Origin of the sequence: Pseudomonas sp. Z18(2022) (assembly GCF_036346535.1) — a bacterium.
Taxonomy (GTDB): Bacteria; Pseudomonadota; Gammaproteobacteria; order Pseudomonadales; family Pseudomonadaceae; genus Aquipseudomonas; species Aquipseudomonas yamanorum_A.
In genome coordinates this window covers 12,783-31,894 of the sequence record NZ_JAOTOA010000034.1, presented here as the reverse complement: position 1 = coordinate 31,894, position 19,112 = coordinate 12,783, and the positions used below count along the sequence as shown (strand labels likewise).

Sequence of the window (19,112 nt, the reverse complement as noted above, 5' to 3'; positions counted from 1 at the left end):
ATCCAGTGTGGGAGCTGTCGAGCCCAGCGAGGCTGCGATGGGATCGCTGTGGTGTAACAGGCAGACCGCGCTGCCTGCATCGCGGGCAAGCCCGGCTCCTACAAGCCGCTTCAGAAATTGACCGTTGCACTCAAGCGCGCCGTCAGCGGCGCGCCCTGGAACAGGTAGTCATCCCCCAGGTATTCGCCGGTATCGCGCCAGTAACGCTTGTCGAACAGGTTGTCGACGCTCAGGCGAAACACCGTTTCATAACCATCGAGCCTGGTGGTGTAGCGGCTGCCGACATTGACGATGGCGTAGTCGCCCACTTCCACATCACCGGTGCGATTGGCGTACTTGCTGGCGCTGTATTGCACGCCGCCCAGCAGCGCCAGGCCGTCGACCCAGGGCAGGGCGTAATCGGCGTACAGGCTGGCTCGCAGTCTCGGCACGTTGATCGCTTGATGGCCTTCGTATTCGGGTGTCCCGCTGCCCGTCACCCGTGCGCGAATCGCCGCGACGCTGGTGGCGATCTGCAGGCGCTCGGTGGCCCAGCCGTTGGCGGATAATTCCAGGCCGGTGTTTTTCTGTTCGCCCTGTTGTACGTAGGTGAACGTCCCCGCATCGTCGGGCTTGGCGTATTGATAGGCCTGGCGAGTCTGGAAGATCGCCGCGGCGAAGCTGATGCGGTGCCAGTCGTATTTCACACCGGCTTCGATCTGACGGGAGACGGTTGGGGCGAGGGTCTCGTCGCTGTTCAGCGCAAACCAGGGGGCTTGCCCACCCAGGGACAAGCCTTTGCTGTAGCTGGTGTAGAGCGACAGGTTTTCGATCGGCTTGTAGATCAGCGCCGCCTGGGGCAGGAATACATACTGCTGGGTGTGGCGCGACTCGTTGCCTTGAGCATCGAAGGCCTTTTCGTCCAGACGCACTTCGCGACCGCCCACGATGGTTTGCCATTGTTCGTTGAAGCTGATGCGGTCGGTGACGAACAGGCCGTACTGGCGGCTGTCGAGGTTGCGGTGGCTGTCGTTCAACGCACCGGCGTAGCGCGGAAAATTCTCAGGCTCCTGATTGATGTTGCCAGTGCCGATCCACTCGTTGATCGACTCGCGCTTGTCGATCACCCGGCGAAACGCGCTCGTGCCAAACGTCAGCTCATGCCCAAGCCCGGCGGTATTGAACAACCCGGTCATCGCCGCCTGGATTTCATCATCGCGGCGGGTGTCATCCGGGCTGCGGAAGTCATAGATTCCGTAGTCGCCTTCGGGGCTGAAGTAGTTCTCGTTGCCGGCAGTATCGCCACCCCAGGCAAACGAACTGTAATCATCAATCACCACCTTGCTGTGCGCCGCACTCACGCTGCCTTTCCACTGGTCACTGAAGCGATATTCAAACTTGCCGTTGAGGTTCAGCGAATCAATCCCCACCTGGTTCGCGCCGCTCTGATGCCCCAGCAGTTTCCTGGGCGACGCGTTGTGCGGCAGCTCGGTCCCGCCCAGCAACTGATAGCCCGGCACCGAGCGCTGCTGCTTGTTCTGATACTCCGCATCCAGTTGCAACACCGCATCGGGGCTGATGTTCCAGTCGAACGCCAGGGACAGGAAATCCCGGTGGCCATTGGCATGTTCGACATAGGAATTGAGGTCTTCATGGGCCACGTTGGCCCGCAGGCCGAACTGCTGCTCGCTGCCGAACCAGCCGCCGACGTCGGTGGCCAGGTAGCCGCTGCCGCGATCATCGGTGGACACCGTCACCGAACGCACATCCTCCGGGCGCTTGGTCACGTAGTTGATCACGCCGCTGGGCTCGGCAATCCCGCTTTGCAGGCCCGACAAACCCTTGAGCAACTCCACGCGCTGCTTGTTTTCCAGGGCAACGTTCTGCTCGCCGGTGATGGTGCGGCCATTGATCTTGTAGCTGCTGGCGGCATTCAGCGAGAAACCGCGCACCACGAAGTTTTCGTAGTAGCCGATGGGCGCGTAGCTGTCGCCCACCGAGGCGTCATTGCGCAGCACTTCGCTGAGCAGGCGCGCTTGCTGGTCCTTGATCAGCGATTCGTTGAACACCGCGATCGAGGCCGGCGTGTCGAGCAACGGCGCCTCGTTGAAACCGCCCACCGAGGCGGTGTCGGTGTTGTAGCCGGACTCATCCTGGCCCTGGACCTTCACCTCCGGCAGTTCAATGTCAGCCGCCTGGCTGCTGCCAATGCCTGCGCTGAGCAGCAAGCCGAGGGCGAAACGTGAAGGAACAGCGGGACGAAGACGCAAAACCATGGGGGAGGGCCTGAGAGCGCAGAGCGGAGGGCGCATAAGCTAGGCATAACGGCGGCGTTTTACAAGTTTTCGAGAAGGGTTCGCGTTGAGACATCCCGTCTCAGCCCTCACACCAATCCGCCTGCTGCTCGACAGCGGTGCCGGGCAACTGCGATAGACAAGGCTTCTCTCACCGTTGAAGGAGATCGTCATGAGTATCGCTGGAAAAGTTGCACTGGTGACCGGAGCGGGCCAAGGCATCGGCCGCGCCATCGCCCTGCGCCTGGCGCGGGACGGCGCTGACATCGCGCTGGTGGACATCAACAGCGCCAAGATTGAAACCGTGGCGGCCGAAGTCGTTGCCCTGGGGCGCAAGGCTTCGGTGTTTGTTGCCGATGTCTCGCAGCTGGAGCAAGTGGTTGCGGCGGTCGAGCATGCCCACCAGACCCTGGGCGGCTTCGACATCATCATCAACAACGCCGGTGTGGCGCAGATTGACGCACTGCTGGACGTGACCCCGGAACAGGTCGACCGCACGCTGCGCATCAACGTGCAGGGCACACTCTGGGGAATCCAGGCCGCGGGCAAGAAATTCAAGGCGCTGAAGCAGAAGGGCAAGATCATCAATGCCTGTTCGATTGCCGGCCATGAAGGTTTCGCGCTGCTGGGGGTGTATTCGGCCACCAAGTTTGCCGTGCGTGCGCTGACCCAGGCCGCGGCCAGGGAACTGGCCAGTGACGGGATTACCGTGAATGCCTATTGCCCGGGCGTGGTGGGCACGGACATGTGGGTCGAGATCGACAAGCGCATGGCCGAGATTACCGGTGCCGAGGTGGGTGCGACCTATAAGAAATACGTGGACGGGATTGCCCTGGGCCGGGCGCAAACGCCGGAAGACGTGGCGGGGCTGGTGTCGTACCTGGCGGGGCCGGATTCGGATTACATGACCGGGCAATCGCCGTTGATTGATGGCGGGATTCTGTACCGCTGAGCCAAATGTGGGAGCTGGCTTGCCTGCGATAGCGGTGCAACAGTCGCCAGATGTATTGACTGAAACACGGCAATCGCAGGCAAGCCAGCTCCTACATTTGAAGGTGTTGGGTCAGTGTTTTCCGGGCATGTCGATACCCAGCTGGTTAACCCGCCGATACAACGTCGCCCTGGAAATCCCCAGCGCCTGCGCCGCCGCCAACGGCTTCCACCGATGCCGAATCAATGCATCCAGCACCACCTGCCGCTCCGGGCTGACGCTTTCCTGCTCTTCAACCGCAACCGCCTCCCCACGAACCTCCACCGGCAAATCCGCCAGCTGAATCGTGCCGCCGTCGCACACTGCGCTGGCGTACGCCAACACATGCCGCAGCTGCCGTACATTCCCCGGCCAGGCGTAACCCAGCAGCACCTCCAGCGCCGCCGCCGCGAGCCCCACGGCAACGCCGCTGTGCCGCGCCTCCTGCTCCAGCAGCCGGTTGATCAACGCCAGCTTGTCCGTACGCTCCCGCAACGGCGGCATGCAGAACCGCGCACAGCCCAGGCGAAAATACAGGTCCTCACGAAACTGCCCGGCACTCACCAGCGCCGCCAGATCCCGATGGCTGGCGCAGATCACCTGGATATCCACCGCGCGGGTTTTTGCCGCGCCCAGCGGCGCCACTTCACCTTCGGCCATCACCCGCAGCAGGCGCGTCTGCAAGGCCAGGGGCATGTCGCCGATCTCGTCGAGAAACAACGTGCCGCCATCGGCCTGCAACAGCAGCCCGGTCATGCCCTTGCTGGAGGCACCGGTAAACGCCCCGGCCACGTAGCCGAACAGTTCACTCTCAATCAGGTTTTCCGGGATCGCCGCGCAGTTCACCGCTACAAAAGGGCCGTCACGGCGGGCACTGTGTTCATGCAGCTGGCGGGCGAAGACTTCCTTGCCGGCGCCGGTTTCGCCTTGTACCAGCACCGGCAGGTTGCGGTCCTTGACCCGCACGGCCAGGCGCAAATGTTCTTCTACTCGCGGGTCTACCTGATGACTCGAAGACACCATCGCACGTGCAGCCTTGCGCCGTGGCGCACTGACCCGCACCTGCAGCGCGCCCGGCTCGCCGAGCCAGTGCAGCTGTTGCGTGGATTGATCGGTCACGGCGCGCAGAGCATCCAGGTCAAACACTTCGCCGATATGCTCCGGCAACTGCCCGAAGCGCAATCGCAGCGCCTGTCGCGCTTTGCTGTTCAAGGCTTGCAGCCGCCCGTCCTGGTCCCACGCCAGCAGCATGTCTGGCTGGCTGTCGACGTAACCGGGCGTGCTGTGGGCCTGCAACACCCAATGCTGCCGGGCGCTGTGCATGAAAAACGCGTTCTCGATGGCCCGCGCGCTTTGCGCCACCATCTGCCGCACCAGGTGCTGGCTGCGCCGGTCATCCGGCGATTTGAGGGCAGAGGCATCCATCACGCCCAGCAGGTTGCCCTGGGGATCGAAAATCGGTGCGGCAGAGCAGGTCAGGCCGATAAACGCGGCGCGAAAGTGGTCGCGCTTGTGCACCGTCACCGCGGCCTTGCTGGTCAGCACCGTGGCCACGCCGCACGTGCCTTCCTCGGCTTCCGACCAGCAGGTGCCGAGGTACAGGCCGGCCTTGCGGCAGTCGTTACGAATGCCGGCGTCCACGCGATGGTCGATGGTCTGGCCCTGGGCGTCGGTGAGCATCACGCAGTAGTCGGCGTGGCGCACCCGGTTGTGAATCTGCCCGACTTCCTCGCTGGCGATGCGCATGAACAGCTCGGCGCGTTCGCGGCATTCCTTGAGCAAGGTGCTGGTGAGGATGCGCGGTCCTTGCAGGGAACCGGGGTCGAGGTGGTGCTGCTCCATGGAGCGGCGCCAGGAATCGAAAATCAGCGACGGCACCGGAGCCTGGGGCAGGCGGTCGGCATTGCGAACCACGCGGCTGACACAGTCGACATGGTCCTTGGAGTTCACGGCGAGCATGGAAGCCTCCGGTTCTCGATCTTTGTTGTTATGCCGGCCATTAAGCGCCCAAGGGGCGGCAGGAACAAGGGCGGCCTGACCAACTGCCCGGGGTGAGACGCAGCGTCTCATCTCGGCCGAGATGTCGCGGGCAAGGTGCAACGGCGCGTCTCATTGAATGGGTCACAGTGGCATGCCTGCCACCGCCACCGGCTGCTCTGGATCAAGGCTTTCCCGGGTTTTGCTACAGATTGGCACAGGCCGTGCTGAGTGCCCTGCAGCTGGCCTGATCCAGCCTTTTGTGTGTCGAGACAACCTGGAGAACAACAAGATGTCCACTCACCTGTCCACCGATCAACTCCTCCATGCCTACACCGTGATGCGCACCATCCGTGATTTCGAAGAACGCCTGCACGTGGAATTCGCCACCGGCGAGATCCCCGGGTTCGTGCATTTGTACGCCGGCCAGGAAGCCAGCGCCGCCGGGGTCATGGCCCACCTCAACGATGAAGACTGCATCGCCTCCAACCACCGTGGCCACGGCCATTGCATCGCCAAGGGCGTGGATGTGTTCGGCATGATGGCCGAGATCTACGGCAAGAAGACCGGGGTGTGCGGCGGCAAGGGCGGCTCCATGCACATCGCCGACCAGGAGAAGGGCATGCTCGGCGCCAACGGCATTGTCGGCGCCGGTGCACCCTTGGCTGCCGGCGCGGCCCTGGCGGCCAAGCTCAAGGGCAGCGCGGGTGTGGCGGTCGCGTTTTTTGGTGACGGCGGCTCCAACGAAGGCGCGGTGTTTGAAGCGATGAACCTGGCGTCGATCATGAACCTGCCATGCCTGTTCGTGGCCGAGAACAATGGCTATGCCGAAGCCACCGGGTCCGGCTGGTCGGTGGCCTGCAAGGACATTGCCGAGCGCGCCGTGGGCTTCGGCATGCCGGGCGTGATCGTCGATGGCAACGACTTCTTTGCCGTGCACCAAGCCCTCGGCGTGGCGGTGGAGCGCGCCCGCAGCGGCAAAGGCCCGACGCTGGTTGAAGTCAAACTGAGCCGTTTCTACGGCCACTTCGAAGGCGATGCGCAAACCTATCGCGGCCCGGACGAAGTGAAAAACCTGCGGGAAACCGGCGACTGCCTGAGCCTGTTTCGCCAGCGCTGCACCGCCGAAGGCTGGCTCGACGCAGCGCAGTTCGAGCGCATCGACAGCGAAGTCGCGCAACTGATCGAAGACGCCGTGCGTCTGGCCAAGTCCGACCCCAAACCCCAGGCCGCTGACCTGCTCAGCGACGTCTACGTTGCCTATCGCTAACCACCACCCACTACAAAAACAATCCGTGGAGAAGTCATCATGGCTAGAAAAATCAGCTACCAGCAGGCAATCAACGAAGCCCTGGCCCAGGAAATGCGCCGCGACCAGAGCGTGTTCATCATTGGCCAGGACGTGTCCGGCGGCACCGGTTCCCCCGGTGAGCAGGACGCGTGGGGCGGCGTGCTCGGCGTGACCAAGGGCCTGTACCCGGAATTCCCCGACCGCGTGCTCGACGCGCCACTCTCCGAGGTGGGTTATGTGGGCATGGCCGTCGGCGCGGCCACCCGTGGCATGCGCCCGGTGTGCGAATTGATGTTCGTCGACTTTATCGGCTGCTGCCTCGACCAGTTGCTGAACCAGGCGGCGAAGTTTCGCTACATGTTCGGCGGCAAGACCACCACGCCGCTGGTGGTGCGTGCCATGTACGGCGCCGGCCTGCGCGCCGCGGCCCAGCATTCGCAGATGCTCACCTCGATGTGGACCCATATTCCCGGGCTCAAGGTGGTGTGCCCGGCCACGCCTTATGACGCCAAGGGCATGCTGATCCAGGCGATCCGCGACAACGACCCGGTGATTTTCCTCGAACACAAAATGCTCTACAGCCTCCAGGGCGAAGTACCGGAAGAGCTGTACACCGTGCCCTTTGGCGAAGCCAACTATGTGCGTGAAGGCAACGACGTGACCCTGGTGACCTACGGGCGGATGGTCCACATCGCCCTGGAGGCCGCGGCCAACCTGGCCCGCCAAGGCATCGACTGCGAAGTGCTGGACCTGCGCACCACCAGCCCGCTGGACGAAGACAGCATCCTCGAAAGTGTGGAGAAAACCGGGCGCCTGGTGGTGATCGACGAGTCCAACCCGCGCTGCTCCATCGCCACGGACATCAGTGCGCTGGTGGCGCAACGGGGGTTCAGCTTCCTGCGGGCGCCAATCGAAATGGTCACCGCGCCCCACACGCCGGTGCCGTTCTCCGATGCCCTGGAAGACCTGTACATCCCCAACGCGGCGAAGATCGAAGTGGCCGTGCTGAAGATCGCCGACAAGAGGAATGCCGCATGATCCATACACTGACCATGCCCAAGTGGGGGCTGTCGATGACCGAGGGCCGGGTCGACGTCTGGCTCAAGCAGCCGGGCGATCGGGTGGAGAAGGGCGAAGAAGTACTGGACGTGGAAACCGACAAGATTTCCAGCAGCGTCGAAGCGCCGTTCAGCGGGGTGCTGCGGCGGGTGTTGGCTCTGAGTGACGAGACCTTGCCAGTGGGGGCTTTGCTGGCGATCGTGGTGGAGGGCGAGGCCAGCGAGGCCGAGATTGATGCGGTGATCGAGGCGTTCCAGGCCGGGTTCGTTTCCAGTGCGGCCGAAGCTGAAGCCAGCGGGCCATCTGCACAGAAGGTCGAAGTGGGCGGGCGCCCGCTGCGCTATCTGGACCTCGGGGAGGGCGGCACGCCGCTGGTACTGGTGCATGGTTTTGGCGGCGACCTGAACAACTGGCTGTTCAATCACCCGGTGCTTGCGGCTGAACGGCGAGTGATTGCCCTGGACCTGCCGGGGCATGGCGAGTCGGGCAAGTTCCTGCAAACCGGCGAGCTGGATGAATTGAGCCAGGCGGTATTGGCGCTGCTGGATCACCTGAAGATTGACCGCGTGCACCTCGCCGGGCATTCCATGGGCGGGCTGGTGTCCCTGAACATGGCCCGCATGGCACCGCAACGTGTGGCTTCCTTGACCTTGATCGCCAGTGCCGGCCTGGGTACGGAAATCAACGGTGATTACCTGCAAGGTTTTATCGACGCGAGCAATCGCAATGCCCTCAAGCCACAACTGGTTCAACTGTTCAGCGACCCCGCGCTGGTCACCCGGCAGATGCTGGAGGACATGCTCAAGTTCAAGCGACTGGAGGGCGTGGACCAAGCCTTGCGGCAGCTCACCGGGGCGTTGTTCAGCGGTGGTCGGCAGTTGGTGGATCTGCGCAATGTGGTGGGGCAGCAACCGAGCCTGGTGATCTGGGGCAGTGAGGATGCAATCATCCCGGCCAGCCATGCCCAGGGGCTGGAGGCCCAGGTGGAGATACTGCCGGGGCAGGGGCATATGGTGCAGTTGGAGGCGGCGGAGCGGGTGAATGAACTGATGCTGACATTCCTCAAACCCCAAGCCTGATGGAGATCAACTGTAGGAGCTGGCTTGCCAGCGATGCAGGCAACTCGGATTTTCAGATACACCGAGCTGATGCCATCGCTGGCAAGCCAGCTCCTACATTGATCGGTGGCGTTTGAGGGTCTCGCTCGGCAATTCCTGAAACAATGCCCGGTAACTCTTGGAAAACCGCCCCAAATGCCAGAATGACCAGTTCATCGCCACCTCGGCCACGGTGGTGTCCACCGACGGCGGGTTCAACAACTCCCGCCGCGCACAGTTCAACCGGCGCAACCTCAACCACTGCGCCGGACTCATCCCGGTATACGTCTTGAACCCATGCTGCAACTGACGCAACGGCACTCCGGCAATGCGCGCCAGCTCCAGCAGGTTGACGGTTTCATCCGGCACATCCGCCGCCCATTCACCAATGCGCGCCATGATGATTCGCTCCTCGGTCCGCCGCTGCAATGAACCCTGGTCCAGGCACACACACGCGTTGTCGAGGATGAACAGGCAGTCGTCCAGCAGTTGTTGCGTCAGGGCATCGCGACTTGGCGGATCAAACGTGGCCGACAGCCGCGTCAGCGTGCCGCTGAGCCAGCGGCTGAACAACGGGTTCTGCAGGGAGTTGAGCGGGGCCATGAACAACCCCTCCAGCTTCGCCACATCCAGGCCGTGGTGCTGGACAAACTGCGGCCCGAACACCACCGCCACTTCGCGGTAGTTCTCCGGGGTGATCCAGGTGTTGCGGCTCTCGCCATTGAGCACATACAGCGCGTTGTCGCTGCCATCGAAACAGAACGCCAGGGAGCCCGGCGGCGCATTGAAATTCTGCTCCACCCGGGTGTTCATCCGCTCTTCATACACCTCCACACCTTGCAGGTCGAGGTAGCGGATCTGCCCGGCAAAATGCCCCGGGGACATCTGCTGGTACTGCTGCACCCACCCGGGTGTCGCACTGCATTGAGCGGCCACATCACCGGTGGTGAAGGCCTGTACGCGCAAAGCTGTTGCCTGTGTCATGGGTAACCTGGGCGCACTCTATTGGTGCGTTATGGTTGGCGCAAAGTGGATAGATGCCGTTGGACGGCTGGCCCAAGATAGACCTCAATGCGCCGCGAGGGAAGCCCGTCGGCGCAGCATCCAACCCATGACGAGGTCCTTATGAACGCCCCCTTCGATCAGCTGTCCGCCTGGCTGAAAGAACACAAGATTACCGAAGTCGAATGCGTGATCAGTGATTTGACTGGCATCGCACGCGGCAAGATTTCGCCCACCAACAAGTTCCTGCATGAGCGAGGCATGCGCCTGCCGGAAAGTGTGTTGCTGCAAACGGTAACCGGGGACTTTGTCGACGACGACATCTACTACGACCTGCTGGACCCGGCCGACATCGACATGATCTGCCGCCCGGTGTCCAACGCCACCTACGTCATACCGTGGGCCATCGAGCCCACCGCCATCGTGATCCACGACACTTTCGACAAGCAGGGCAACCCCATCGAATTGTCGCCGCGCAACGTGCTGAAAAAGGTCCTGCAGCTCTACACCGACCAGGGCTGGCAGCCGATTGTCGCGCCGGAAATGGAGTTCTACCTGACCCAGCGCTGCGAAGACCCTGACCTGCCGCTGAAAACCCCGCTGGGCCGTTCCGGCCGTGCCGAAAGTGGCCGCCAGTCGTTCTCCATCGACGCCGCCAACGAGTTCGATCCATTGTTTGAAGACGTCTACGACTGGTGCGAAGCCCAGGGCCTGGACCTCGACACGCTGATCCACGAAGACGGCCCGGCGCAGATGGAAATCAACTTCCGCCACGGCGACGCCCTGGACCTGGCCGACCAGATCACCGTGTTCAAGCGCACCCTGCGTGAGGCGGCGCTCAAGCACAATGTGGCGGCCACCTTCATGGCCAAACCCGTGGCCGACGAGCCCGGCAGCGCGATGCACCTGCACCAGAGCGTGGTGGAAATTGCCACCGGCAAGCAGGTGTTTGTCGATGAACACGGCAACAAGAGCCAGCTGTTTCTCAACCACATTGGCGGCTTGCAGAAGTACATCCCCAAGCTATTGCCGATGTTCGCGCCCAACGTGAACTCGTTCCGCCGCTTCCTGCCGGACACCTCGGCACCGGTCAACGTCGAGTGGGGCGAAGAAAACCGCACCGTCGGCCTGCGGGTGCCGAGCGCCAGCCCCGACGCCATGCGCGTGGAAAACCGCCTGCCGGGCGCCGACGCCAACCCGTACCTGGCCATCGCCGCCAGCCTGCTGTGCGGCTACCTCGGCATGGTCGAAAAGGTCGAGCCCAGTGCGCCGGTGGAAGGCCGCGCCTACGAGCGCCGCAACCTGCGCCTGCCGATCACCATCGAAGACGCCCTGGCGCGCATGGAAGAGTGCGACACCGTCAAGCAGTACCTGGGGGACAAGTTCGTGCGTGGCTACGTCGCGGTCAAGCGCGCCGAGCATGAGAATTTCAAGCGGGTGATCAGCTCCTGGGAACGTGAGTTCCTGTTGCTGAGCGTCTGACGATATCAGCGCGTTTCAACCCGCCCCGTAGCAGCTGTCGAGCTTTAGCGAGGCTGCGTCGGGTCCACCGCAGCTGTGTCGGGTCCACCGCAGCTGTGTCAGATACACCGCTACGCAGCCTCGCTGGCGCTCGACAGCTGCTACGTAGTGGCACTACATAAAAATCAATCAAGCAAAGGGGTGTCGATATGCGTCTGGTGAAAAAGCTTCTCCCGCTGGCCTTGGCGGCGTTGTTCAGCAGCGCGGGCCATGCCGCGCAGACGGTCAGTGTGTACAACTGGACCGACTACATCGGTGAGACCACCTTGGCCGACTTCCAGGCCAAGACCGGGATCAAGGTGATCTACGACGTGTTCGACTCCAACGAGACCCTGGAAGGCAAACTGCTCGCCGGGCGCACCGGCTATGACGTGGTGGTGCCGTCCAACCACTTCCTGGCACGCCAGGTCAAGGCCGGCGCGTTCCTGAAACTCGACCGCTCGCAGCTGCCCAACTACAAGAACCTCGACCCCAAGCTGCTCAAGCTGCTGGAGAAAAACGACCCGGGCAACGCGCACTCGGTGCCGTACCTGTGGGGCACCAACGGCATCGGCTACAACGTGGACAAGGTCAAGCAGGTGCTGGGCATCGACCATATCGACTCGTGGGCCGTGCTGTTTGAACCCGAGAACATCAAGAAGCTGCACGAGTGCGGTGTGGCTTTCCTCGACTCGGCGGATGAACTGTTCCCGGCGATCCTCAACTACATGGGCAAGGACCCCCGCAGCGAGAATCCCGAAGACTACAAACAGGCCGAAGCCAAGCTGCTGACCCTGCGGCCGTACATCACCTACTTCCATTCCTCCAAGTACATCTCGGACCTGGCCAACGGTGATATCTGCGTGGCCTTCGGTTATTCCGGCGACGTGTTCCAGGCGGCCAACCGCGCCAAGGAAGCCAAGAACGGCGTGAACATCGCCTACTCGATTCCCAAGGAAGGCAGCAACCTGTGGTTCGACCTGCTGGCCATCCCGGCAGACGCCGCCAACCCGAAAGAGGCTCACGCCTTTATCAACTACCTGCTGGACCCTGAAGTGATCGCCAAGGTCAGCGCCAGCGTCGGCTACGCCAACCCGAACCCGGCGGCCAAGGCCTTCATGGCGCCGGAGTTGGTGAACAACCCCGAGATCTACCCGTCCCAGGAAGTGCTCGACAAACTCTACATTTCCACCACCCCGACGCCTGCCGTCATGCGCTTGATGACGCGGTCCTGGAGCAAAGTGAAGACCAACAAATGAACCGTTCCCCGTCCGAGCACGCCCGTTCCTATTACCTGGCTTCGGCCAACACCATGCCCCGGCGCCCCGCGTTGGGGGCTGACCTGACCGCCGATGTGTGTGTGATCGGCGGTGGCTTCACCGGGGTCAACACCGCCATCGAACTGGCCCAGCGCGGACTGTCGGTGATCCTGCTGGAGGCCCGGCGGATTGGCTGGGGCGCCAGCGGGCGCAATGGCGGGCAGTTGATTCGCGGGATTGGGCATGACGTATCGGGGTTTGCCAAATACGTAGGCGAGGAGGGCGTGCGTTACCTGCAACAGGCCGGGATTGATTCGGTGGCGCTGGTGGGCGAGCGGGTTCGCGAGCATGGCATCGATTGCGACCTGCGCTGGGGGTTTGCTGAACTGGCCAACACTGCGGCGCAGTTCGCTGCGTTTCAGGGTGAACTGGAGAGCCTGGCTGCCTTGGGCTATACGCCCGAAACTCGGTTGGTGGCGCCACAGGATATGGCGCAGGTGGTGGGTTCCGGGTTGTATGCGGGCGGATTGGTGGACATGGGATCCGGGCACTTGCATCCGCTCAACCTGGTATTGGGGGAGGCCGCTGTAGCTGAATCCCTCGGTGTGCGGATTTTTGAAAACAGTCCGGTGCTGGAGTTGATCCACGGCGACACGGTGCAGGTGCGTTGTGCCTCCGGCACCGTGCGCGCGGCCAGCCTGGTGCTGGCGTGCAATGCACACCTGGACGAACTGGAGCCGAAGCTGAGCGGCAAGGTGCTCCCGGCGGGGAGCTACATCATCGCGACCGAGCCGCTGCCGGCTGAGTTGGCCAGCCAGTTGATCCCGCAGAACCTGGCACTGTGTGACCAGAAAGTCGGGCTGGATTACTACCGGCTTTCAGCCGACCGACGCTTGTTGTTTGGTGGCGCCTGTCATTATTCGGGGCGTGATCCGGCAGACATCGCCGCGTACATGCGGCCGAAGATGCTCAAGGTTTTTCCGCAACTGGCTAATACCGCGGTTGAGTTTCAGTGGGGTGGGAAGATTGGGATTACGGCTAACCGTTTTCCGCAGGTGGGGCGCTTGAAGCTGCATCCGAATGTGTTCTATGCCCAGGGCTATTCGGGGCATGGGTTGAACGTGACCCACTGGTGCGCGCGGTTGCTGGCGGAAGGGATTCATGCCGGTCAGAGCCGGGGCCTGGACATTTTCAGCCAGGTGCCGCATATGACCTTTCCGGGTGGCAAGGCGTTGCGTTCGCCGCTGCTGGCGTTGGGGATGTTGTGGTATCGGGTGCAGGAGATGGTTGGCTGAGTACATATCCATTGCTGCGGTAACGGCGGCTTATGGTTCCGCTCTTACAGCGGGTCACTTTTGGCAAACGCCCCAAAAGTAACCAAAAGGTCTTTGCCCCACCACTCGGTGCCTCGCTTAGGCTCGGCATGCCCGCAATCAGACCCGTCTCCGCGGGCCGCCGCGACGGGCCATCCATGGCCCGGCGCGGCTAAATCGGCATCCCTGCCGATTTACCCGCTCCACCGTGCCTGCTTGCGGCCATCGTGGTTAACGGGGCCTGCAGATCAAGATCAAAAGCACGGCGGCCTGAAAGCCGACCTGAGTGTTAAAAGCAAGATCCAGAGCGAAAGCAGAGCCGCTTTTCCGTAGGAGCGAGCTTGCTCGCGAAAAACCTGAGAACGCCGCGTTCATCCAGGATGCCAACGTCATCGTTAACGACCTTCGCGAGCAAGCCCGCTCCCACATTTTTTTAACCGTGCCCGCTTTAGATTTTGCTGTTGCTTCACCACACTCAAGCCGGCCTGTAGGCCGCTGTGCTCTGGCTTTTGATCTTGATCTTAGGCGCCCCGTTAAACCACGCTGGCCGAACGCAGGCTTTGGAGCGTGGGTAACCCGGCAGGACGCCGGGTTAGCCGCGCTGGGCCAAGGATGGCCCATCGCGGCGGCCCACGGTCCAAAGCCTGCGTTCGGGCACACCGAGCCTGAGCGAGGTGCCGAGTGGTGGGGCAAGAGCCCTTTTGGTTACTTTTGGGGCTCTTTTCCAAAAGTGACCCGCTGTAAGAGCGGAACCAATTTAAGCCATCACCCAAATAACGGATATTCACCCCCAAAGCCTACCGCTCAATCGACCGACTCCACCGCGCATTCCACTCTGGCCGCGCCTGGTTCACCTGGTCCCAGTCAATCGAAATCGCCGTCTGCAAATAACTGTTCATGGCCTCCACCCGCGCCCGGGTTTTGTCGGTGGTCGGCGTCGTCGGGTTGGACGGAATCTGATCCCCCAACTCCAAAGCCGGCGCCTGCGCTTCAGCGGTCAACAAAAACTGCGCCAGTTTCTGCGCCAACTCCGGCTGGTCATTACGCGCAATCACACACTCCGCGACGTTCAACACCACCGCCCCTTCCTTCGGCTGCGCATACTCCATCGGTACACCCAACAACTGCTGCGTGGTCACCTGCGTCGGCGTCAGCGGGAAGATCGCCGCCTCATCCGTCTGCACCATCTCGGAGATCTTCGCCGAGCTGGCGATGTATTCCAGCACGTTGGGCCCGATGGTTTTCGGCCACGCCTTGAACCCAGGCTCCACGTTGGTTTCGCTGCCGCCCTGGATCCGGTTGAACATCAGGAACCCATGCAGCCCGAAGGTGGAGGAGGCCAGGGACTGGAACACCACCTTATCCTTGAAGCGCGGGTCGGCCAGGTCCATCCATGACGTCGGTGCCGCCCAGCCTTTTTCCTTGAACATCTTGGCGTTGTAGCCCAGGCCGGTGACGCCGAGGGTTACGGCAACCGCCTCTTCCTTGATTTTCGCCTTGGCCGGAATCTGGTCCAGCGTCGGGTTAGGCGTGAGCTTCTCGCACAGGCCCATGGAGATGGCGCGGTACATGATGCCGTCGTCGAGGAACATCACGTGCATCTGCGGGTTGTCTTTGTTGGCCTGCACCTTGGCGAGGATGTCCGACGAGGTGCCCGGCACGATCACCACTTTCACGTTATTGGCCTTCTCGAACGCGGGCAGCACCTTGTCGGCGTAGACCCGTTCCATGGTGCCGCCGTTCATGCCCAGGTACAGCGTCGGTGCGGCGTGGGCCGCTGTGCTTAACAGGGCGAGGGACAGGCAAGACAGCGCAGTACGTTTGATCATGTGCATAAATCTTCCTCTCAGACTTGGAAACGACGGATGGAAAACGCTTCGATGGGTTGCCGGCTGGCCCCCGTGCAGACGATTTCTGCCAGGGCTTCACCGACCGCAGGGCCGAGCTGGAACCCGGCGCCGGCAAAGCCGAAACCGTGGAGCAGGCCGGGTTGGGTGCTGCTGTCGCCGATCACTGGTTCGTGGTCGGGCAGATAACCTTCGGTGCCGCTCCAGGTGCGAATCGCCTGGGCACCCTTGAGGAACGGATACAACTCGCCGGCGTTGCGCAAAATCTCCAGCACTGCTGCTTGCCCCGGGCGCGCTTGTTGCGGGCCCAGGGCAAAGCCGCGACCGCCACCGAGGATGCAATTGCCCCGGGCGACTTGCCGCGCATAAATCCCGCCGCCTTCGACGCCGGTGCTGACGTCCATCACCACCGGCAATGGCTCGGTCACCAGCATCGCCGGGTGCGCCGAGGTCATCGGCACCGGCTCGCCAAACTGCGCGGCCACGGTGCCGGCCCAGGCGCCGGCGCAGTTCAGCAGCCACGGAGCTTGCAGCTGCAAACCATTGGCACAGCGCAACTGAAACCGCTGGCCGTCATGTTCAAGGTGGGTCACTTCGGTTTGCTCCATCACCCGGGCGCCGTGGCGTTGCGCGGCGCGGGCAAAGGCGGGGGAGACCAGGCGGGGATTGGCGTGACCGTCTTCGGGACATAACGAAGCGCCGACCGCCACATCGCCCACCCACGGGAAGCGGGCGCGCAGTTGAGCGTGATCCAGCATCTGCAGCCCCAGCCCAAAGCCCCGGGTGGCGTCGGCGTAAGCCTGCAACGCGGCCAGGTCGTCGTGACTGCGGGCCAGTTTCAAATGCCCGGAGCGCACATATTCGCCGTCGATCCCGATCAGCCCCGGCAGGTCGGACCACAGCTCATGGGAGCGTTGCGACAATGGCAATTGATGCAAGGGGCGACCCTGGCGGCGCACGCCGCCATAGTTCACGCCGCTGGAGTGGGAGCCGCAAAAGTCGCGCTCCACCAGCACCACACGCCGGCCTTTTTGCGCCAGCATCAAGGCTGCCGAGGCGCCGACAATCCCGCCGCCCAATACGATCACTTCGCTGTCGATCATGGCTGCACCTCCACGCCAAACGGCAACGGCTTGATCGGTGCCTGGCCACGCAGGCGGCCAACGTTTTCAATACTGCGGCCACTGCGCTCGGCAATGATTTCCGCCGCGGCCAAACCACACATCCGGCCCTGGCAACGGCCCATGCCCACCCGGCAATGGGCCTTGACCCGGTTCACTTCCCAATGGCCTTCATCCACCACCGCACGCACCTCGCCGACGCTGACTTCTTCACAGCGGCACAGGATCAATTCATCCGGGGCTTTGGCCGCCCAGTTTTCCGGGAACGGGAAGGCGGTTTCCAGGCCGTGGCGAAAACGCTGGATACCTGCCAGTTGCTGCTCAAGAGCGGGCCCGCGACGCTGGTCGATGGCGACGCCGGTGTCTTCCAGCAATGCCAACGCCGCGCGCTCACCTGCCATCTGTGCCGCATCGGCGCCCATGATTCCAGCGCCGTCGCCCGCCAAATACACACCCGCGACGCTGCTACGCCCGGCGCTGTCACGCTGGGGCAACCAGGCGCGGTTCAATGGGTTCCAGGCAAATTCACACCCGAGCAAATCCGCCAGTTGGGTCTCGCTGCGCAGGGCATGGGCGAAGGCCACGGCGTCACAGGCGATGCGCTGCTGATCCCAGTGGATGCCCGTGACCCGCTGCTCACCGTCGATGTGCGACAGCGTTGCCCCTTGATGCACCGGGATGCCATGGGCCGTGAGCCAGGCGCGGTAATACAGACCCTTGGCCAGGGTCGCCGGCTGGCCGAGCAGCGCCGGCAACGCACGGCATTGCGCGCTGAACGGTGCGCTGTCGAGCACCGCCACCACCTTGGCCCCGGCCTTGGCGTACTGGTACGCCACCAGGTACAGCAACGGCCCGCTGCCGCAAAACGCCACACGCTCACCGATGGCGCAGCCTTGGTACTTCAGCGCGATTTGCGCAGCGCCCAGGCTGTATACGCCGGGCAGCGTCCAGCCCGGCACCGGCAGGATACGGTCGGTAGCGCCGGTGGCGACGATGATCTGCGCGTACTCGAGGCTTTCGGCGTGGCCGTTGTTGAGCATGTCCAGGCGGCCGTTTTCGGCGTTCCACACCAGGGTTTCCGGCCGGTAGTCGATCAGGATTGCCAGCTCGTCCATGGTGCGATGCAGTGCCGTCGCCTTGCCCGCTTCAAACCCATATAACTGCTTGGGCGAGCGCTGGAAATTCGCCGGCTGGCGCCGATAAATCTGCCCGCCGCCGCGCAGGCTTTCGTCCACCAGCACCGGGGTTACGCCATGGTCCAGCAAGGTCCGTGCTGCGGTAATGCCCGCCGGGCCTGCGCCCACTATCACCACGTTCTTCATGCCTGGCGCCCCGGATCACGGCGAATCGCCTGGCCGTCTTCCAGCAGGGTCGAGCAGGCGCGTACGCGGCGCCCGTCCTCCAGCCGCACCCAGCAATCCTGGCAGGCGCCCATCAGGCAGAACCCGGCTCGGCGCTCGGCGCTGAAGTCGCTGCCCCGCAGGTGTTCGGCGCAGGTCAGTACGGCGGTGAGCAAGGTGTCGCCGAGCAGGCCCGTGGCGGGCTGCCCGTCGAGGGTGAATGCCAGGGTGGGCCGATTCGTCTCGGCCAGTCGCTTGAACAGAGCCATCAATGTTTCCCTACCAGCACGCGGTCCAGGCCGTAGACCCGGTCCAGCAAAATCATCGCCGCCGCCGTCAAGGCAATCACCAGCGCCGACACGGCCGCCATCATCGGGTCGATGGATTCGGTGGCGTACACGTACATGCGCACCGGCAAGGTCTGGGTGGCCGGCGAGCTGACGAAAATCGACAAGGTGACCTCATCGAAACTGTTGATGAACGCCAGCAACCAGCCGCCGGCAACGCCGGGCAGAATCATTGGCAGGGTGATCTGGCGAAACAGGGTGAAGCGGCTGGCGCCGAGGGATTCGGCGGCCTGCTCGGCGCTGCGGTCGATACCGATGGCGGCGGCCAATACCAGGCGCAACACGTACGGCGTGATGATCACCACGTGGGCCAGCATCAGCCAGGTGAAACTGCCGTTGACGCCCATCATTGCGAACAGCCGCAGCATCGCCACCCCCAGCACCAGGTGCGGGATGATGATGGGCGAGAGGAACAGCGCACTGAAGAAGTTGCGGCCGGGGAACTGGTAGCGACTGATCGCGAGCGCCGCCGGCACTGCAATCAAGGTCGCCAGCGTGGCGGCAACGAACGCCAGGACCAGGCTGTTATAGAACGCCTGGATAAAGTCGGCGCGCTCGAACACCGCGTGAAACCAGCGCAGGGAGAAGCCCGAGGTGGGCAGGCTCAAGGTGTTCTCCGGGGTGAACGCCACCAGGCACACCACCACCAGCGGCGCCATCATGAACAGCACCACCAGGCCGTGAAAGCCCAGGGCCAAAGGACCGTTTCTGGACAT

Annotated in this window: 15 protein-coding genes; 7 read left to right on the top strand and 8 right to left on the bottom strand. The window is 63.1% G+C overall.

Annotated features, from left to right (window positions below; all coding sequences use genetic code 11):
- Positions 1-110: 110 nt before the first annotated feature.
- Positions 111-2,255, bottom strand: a complete 2,145-nt coding sequence (locus V3W39_RS31975) for a TonB-dependent siderophore receptor (protein ID WP_330214068.1) — start codon at positions 2,253-2,255, stop codon at positions 111-113.
- A gap of 190 nt (positions 2,256-2,445) precedes the next feature.
- On the opposite strand from V3W39_RS31975, the gene V3W39_RS31970 reads away from it, so the two are divergent.
- On the top strand, positions 2,446-3,225 hold the full coding sequence (locus tag V3W39_RS31970; RefSeq protein WP_177116118.1) for an acetoin reductase: 780 nt from the start codon (positions 2,446-2,448) through the stop codon (positions 3,223-3,225).
- 111 nt (positions 3,226-3,336) lie between these two features.
- On the opposite strand, the gene V3W39_RS31965 is transcribed toward V3W39_RS31970, so the two are convergent.
- Positions 3,337-5,202, bottom strand: coding sequence for a sigma-54-dependent Fis family transcriptional regulator (locus V3W39_RS31965; RefSeq protein WP_330214067.1), 1,866 nt, complete (start codon positions 5,200-5,202; stop codon positions 3,337-3,339).
- A gap of 310 nt (positions 5,203-5,512) precedes the next feature.
- On the opposite strand from V3W39_RS31965, the gene V3W39_RS31960 reads away from it, so the two are divergent.
- Genes V3W39_RS31960 through V3W39_RS31950 form a run of 3 tightly spaced genes read left to right on the top strand, consistent with a single transcriptional unit; the run spans position 5,513 to position 8,649 of the window.
- Complete coding sequence (locus V3W39_RS31960) at positions 5,513-6,490, top strand: thiamine pyrophosphate-dependent dehydrogenase E1 component subunit alpha (protein WP_177045892.1); 978 nt, start codon at positions 5,513-5,515, stop codon at positions 6,488-6,490.
- 39 nt (positions 6,491-6,529) lie between these two features.
- Positions 6,530-7,549, top strand: a complete 1,020-nt coding sequence (locus tag V3W39_RS31955) for an alpha-ketoacid dehydrogenase subunit beta (RefSeq protein WP_330214066.1) — start codon at positions 6,530-6,532, stop codon at positions 7,547-7,549.
- Positions 7,546-8,649, top strand: a complete 1,104-nt coding sequence (locus V3W39_RS31950; protein WP_330214065.1) for an acetoin dehydrogenase dihydrolipoyllysine-residue acetyltransferase subunit — start codon at positions 7,546-7,548, stop codon at positions 8,647-8,649. The genes V3W39_RS31955 and V3W39_RS31950 overlap by 4 nt, the downstream gene beginning before the upstream one ends.
- Before the next feature lie 93 nt (positions 8,650-8,742).
- Here V3W39_RS31950 and V3W39_RS31945 read toward each other — a convergent pair whose 3' ends face one another.
- The gene (locus V3W39_RS31945) at positions 8,743-9,651 is read right to left on the bottom strand and encodes a helix-turn-helix domain-containing protein (protein WP_177045898.1); all 909 of its coding nucleotides are present in this window, start codon (positions 9,649-9,651) and stop codon (positions 8,743-8,745) included.
- A 141-nt stretch (positions 9,652-9,792) separates the two neighbouring features.
- On the opposite strand from V3W39_RS31945, the gene V3W39_RS31940 reads away from it, so the two are divergent.
- The 3 genes from V3W39_RS31940 (at position 9,793) to V3W39_RS31930 (ending at position 13,723) form a co-directional block, all read left to right on the top strand.
- A complete protein-coding gene (locus V3W39_RS31940) occupies positions 9,793-11,151 on the top strand; it encodes a glutamine synthetase family protein (RefSeq protein ID WP_330214064.1) in 1,359 nt (452 codons plus the stop codon).
- Between the two features lie 188 nt (positions 11,152-11,339).
- Positions 11,340-12,428, top strand: a complete 1,089-nt coding sequence (locus tag V3W39_RS31935; RefSeq protein WP_177045901.1) for a polyamine ABC transporter substrate-binding protein — start codon at positions 11,340-11,342, stop codon at positions 12,426-12,428.
- Positions 12,425-13,723: an NAD(P)/FAD-dependent oxidoreductase gene (locus V3W39_RS31930; RefSeq protein ID WP_330214063.1), complete on the top strand. Its 1,299-nt coding sequence runs from the start codon at positions 12,425-12,427 to the stop codon at positions 13,721-13,723. The genes V3W39_RS31935 and V3W39_RS31930 overlap by 4 nt, the downstream gene beginning before the upstream one ends.
- 815 nt (positions 13,724-14,538) lie before the next feature.
- On the opposite strand, the gene V3W39_RS31925 is transcribed toward V3W39_RS31930, so the two are convergent.
- Genes V3W39_RS31925 through V3W39_RS31905 form a run of 5 tightly spaced genes read right to left on the bottom strand, consistent with a single transcriptional unit; the run spans position 14,539 to position 19,112 of the window.
- Positions 14,539-15,570 carry an ABC transporter substrate-binding protein gene (locus V3W39_RS31925; protein ID WP_177045909.1) on the bottom strand — a complete coding sequence of 344 codons (1,032 nt, stop codon included), beginning with the start codon at positions 15,568-15,570 and terminating at the stop codon, positions 14,539-14,541.
- Positions 15,571-15,587: 17 nt separating this feature from the next.
- A complete protein-coding gene (locus tag V3W39_RS31920; protein ID WP_177045911.1) occupies positions 15,588-16,691 on the bottom strand; it encodes an NAD(P)/FAD-dependent oxidoreductase in 1,104 nt (367 codons plus the stop codon).
- Positions 16,688-18,031 carry an FAD/NAD(P)-dependent oxidoreductase gene (locus tag V3W39_RS31915; protein ID WP_330214062.1) on the bottom strand — a complete coding sequence of 448 codons (1,344 nt, stop codon included), beginning with the start codon at positions 18,029-18,031 and terminating at the stop codon, positions 16,688-16,690. Before V3W39_RS31915 ends, V3W39_RS31920 begins: the two co-directional genes overlap by 4 nt.
- A complete protein-coding gene (locus V3W39_RS31910) occupies positions 18,028-18,318 on the bottom strand; it encodes a (2Fe-2S)-binding protein (RefSeq protein WP_177080005.1) in 291 nt (96 codons plus the stop codon). Before V3W39_RS31910 ends, V3W39_RS31915 begins: the two co-directional genes overlap by 4 nt.
- Complete coding sequence (locus tag V3W39_RS31905; protein WP_010175265.1) at positions 18,318-19,112, bottom strand: ABC transporter permease; 795 nt, start codon at positions 19,110-19,112, stop codon at positions 18,318-18,320. The genes V3W39_RS31910 and V3W39_RS31905 overlap by 1 nt, the downstream gene beginning before the upstream one ends.

What these genes read in the sequence shown, in the direction of transcription:
- V3W39_RS31920 (WP_177045911.1), bottom strand. Translation starts at nt 16,691, where the DNA reads ATGATCGACAGCGAAGTGATCGTATTGGGCGGCGGGATTGTCGGCGCC.
- V3W39_RS31915 (WP_330214062.1), bottom strand. Translation starts at nt 18,031, where the DNA reads ATGAAGAACGTGGTGATAGTGGGCGCAGGCCCGGCGGGCATTACCGCA.
- V3W39_RS31965 (WP_330214067.1), bottom strand. Translation starts at nt 5,202, where the DNA reads ATGCTCGCCGTGAACTCCAAGGACCATGTCGACTGTGTCAGCCGCGTG.
- V3W39_RS31960 (WP_177045892.1), top strand. Translation starts at nt 5,513, where the DNA reads ATGTCCACTCACCTGTCCACCGATCAACTCCTCCATGCCTACACCGTG.
- V3W39_RS31970 (WP_177116118.1), top strand. Translation starts at nt 2,446, where the DNA reads ATGAGTATCGCTGGAAAAGTTGCACTGGTGACCGGAGCGGGCCAAGGC.
- V3W39_RS31975 (WP_330214068.1), bottom strand. Translation starts at nt 2,255, where the DNA reads ATGGTTTTGCGTCTTCGTCCCGCTGTTCCTTCACGTTTCGCCCTCGGC.
- V3W39_RS31955 (WP_330214066.1), top strand. Translation starts at nt 6,530, where the DNA reads ATGGCTAGAAAAATCAGCTACCAGCAGGCAATCAACGAAGCCCTGGCC.
- V3W39_RS31945 (WP_177045898.1), bottom strand. Translation starts at nt 9,651, where the DNA reads ATGACACAGGCAACAGCTTTGCGCGTACAGGCCTTCACCACCGGTGAT.
- V3W39_RS31905 (WP_010175265.1), bottom strand. Translation starts at nt 19,112, where the DNA reads ATGTCCAGAAACGGTCCTTTGGCCCTGGGCTTTCACGGCCTGGTGGTG.
- V3W39_RS31910 (WP_177080005.1), bottom strand. Translation starts at nt 18,318, where the DNA reads ATGGCTCTGTTCAAGCGACTGGCCGAGACGAATCGGCCCACCCTGGCA.
- V3W39_RS31935 (WP_177045901.1), top strand. Translation starts at nt 11,340, where the DNA reads ATGCGTCTGGTGAAAAAGCTTCTCCCGCTGGCCTTGGCGGCGTTGTTC.
- V3W39_RS31930 (WP_330214063.1), top strand. Translation starts at nt 12,425, where the DNA reads ATGAACCGTTCCCCGTCCGAGCACGCCCGTTCCTATTACCTGGCTTCG.
- V3W39_RS31950 (WP_330214065.1), top strand. Translation starts at nt 7,546, where the DNA reads ATGATCCATACACTGACCATGCCCAAGTGGGGGCTGTCGATGACCGAG.
- V3W39_RS31925 (WP_177045909.1), bottom strand. Translation starts at nt 15,570, where the DNA reads ATGATCAAACGTACTGCGCTGTCTTGCCTGTCCCTCGCCCTGTTAAGC.
- V3W39_RS31940 (WP_330214064.1), top strand. Translation starts at nt 9,793, where the DNA reads ATGAACGCCCCCTTCGATCAGCTGTCCGCCTGGCTGAAAGAACACAAG.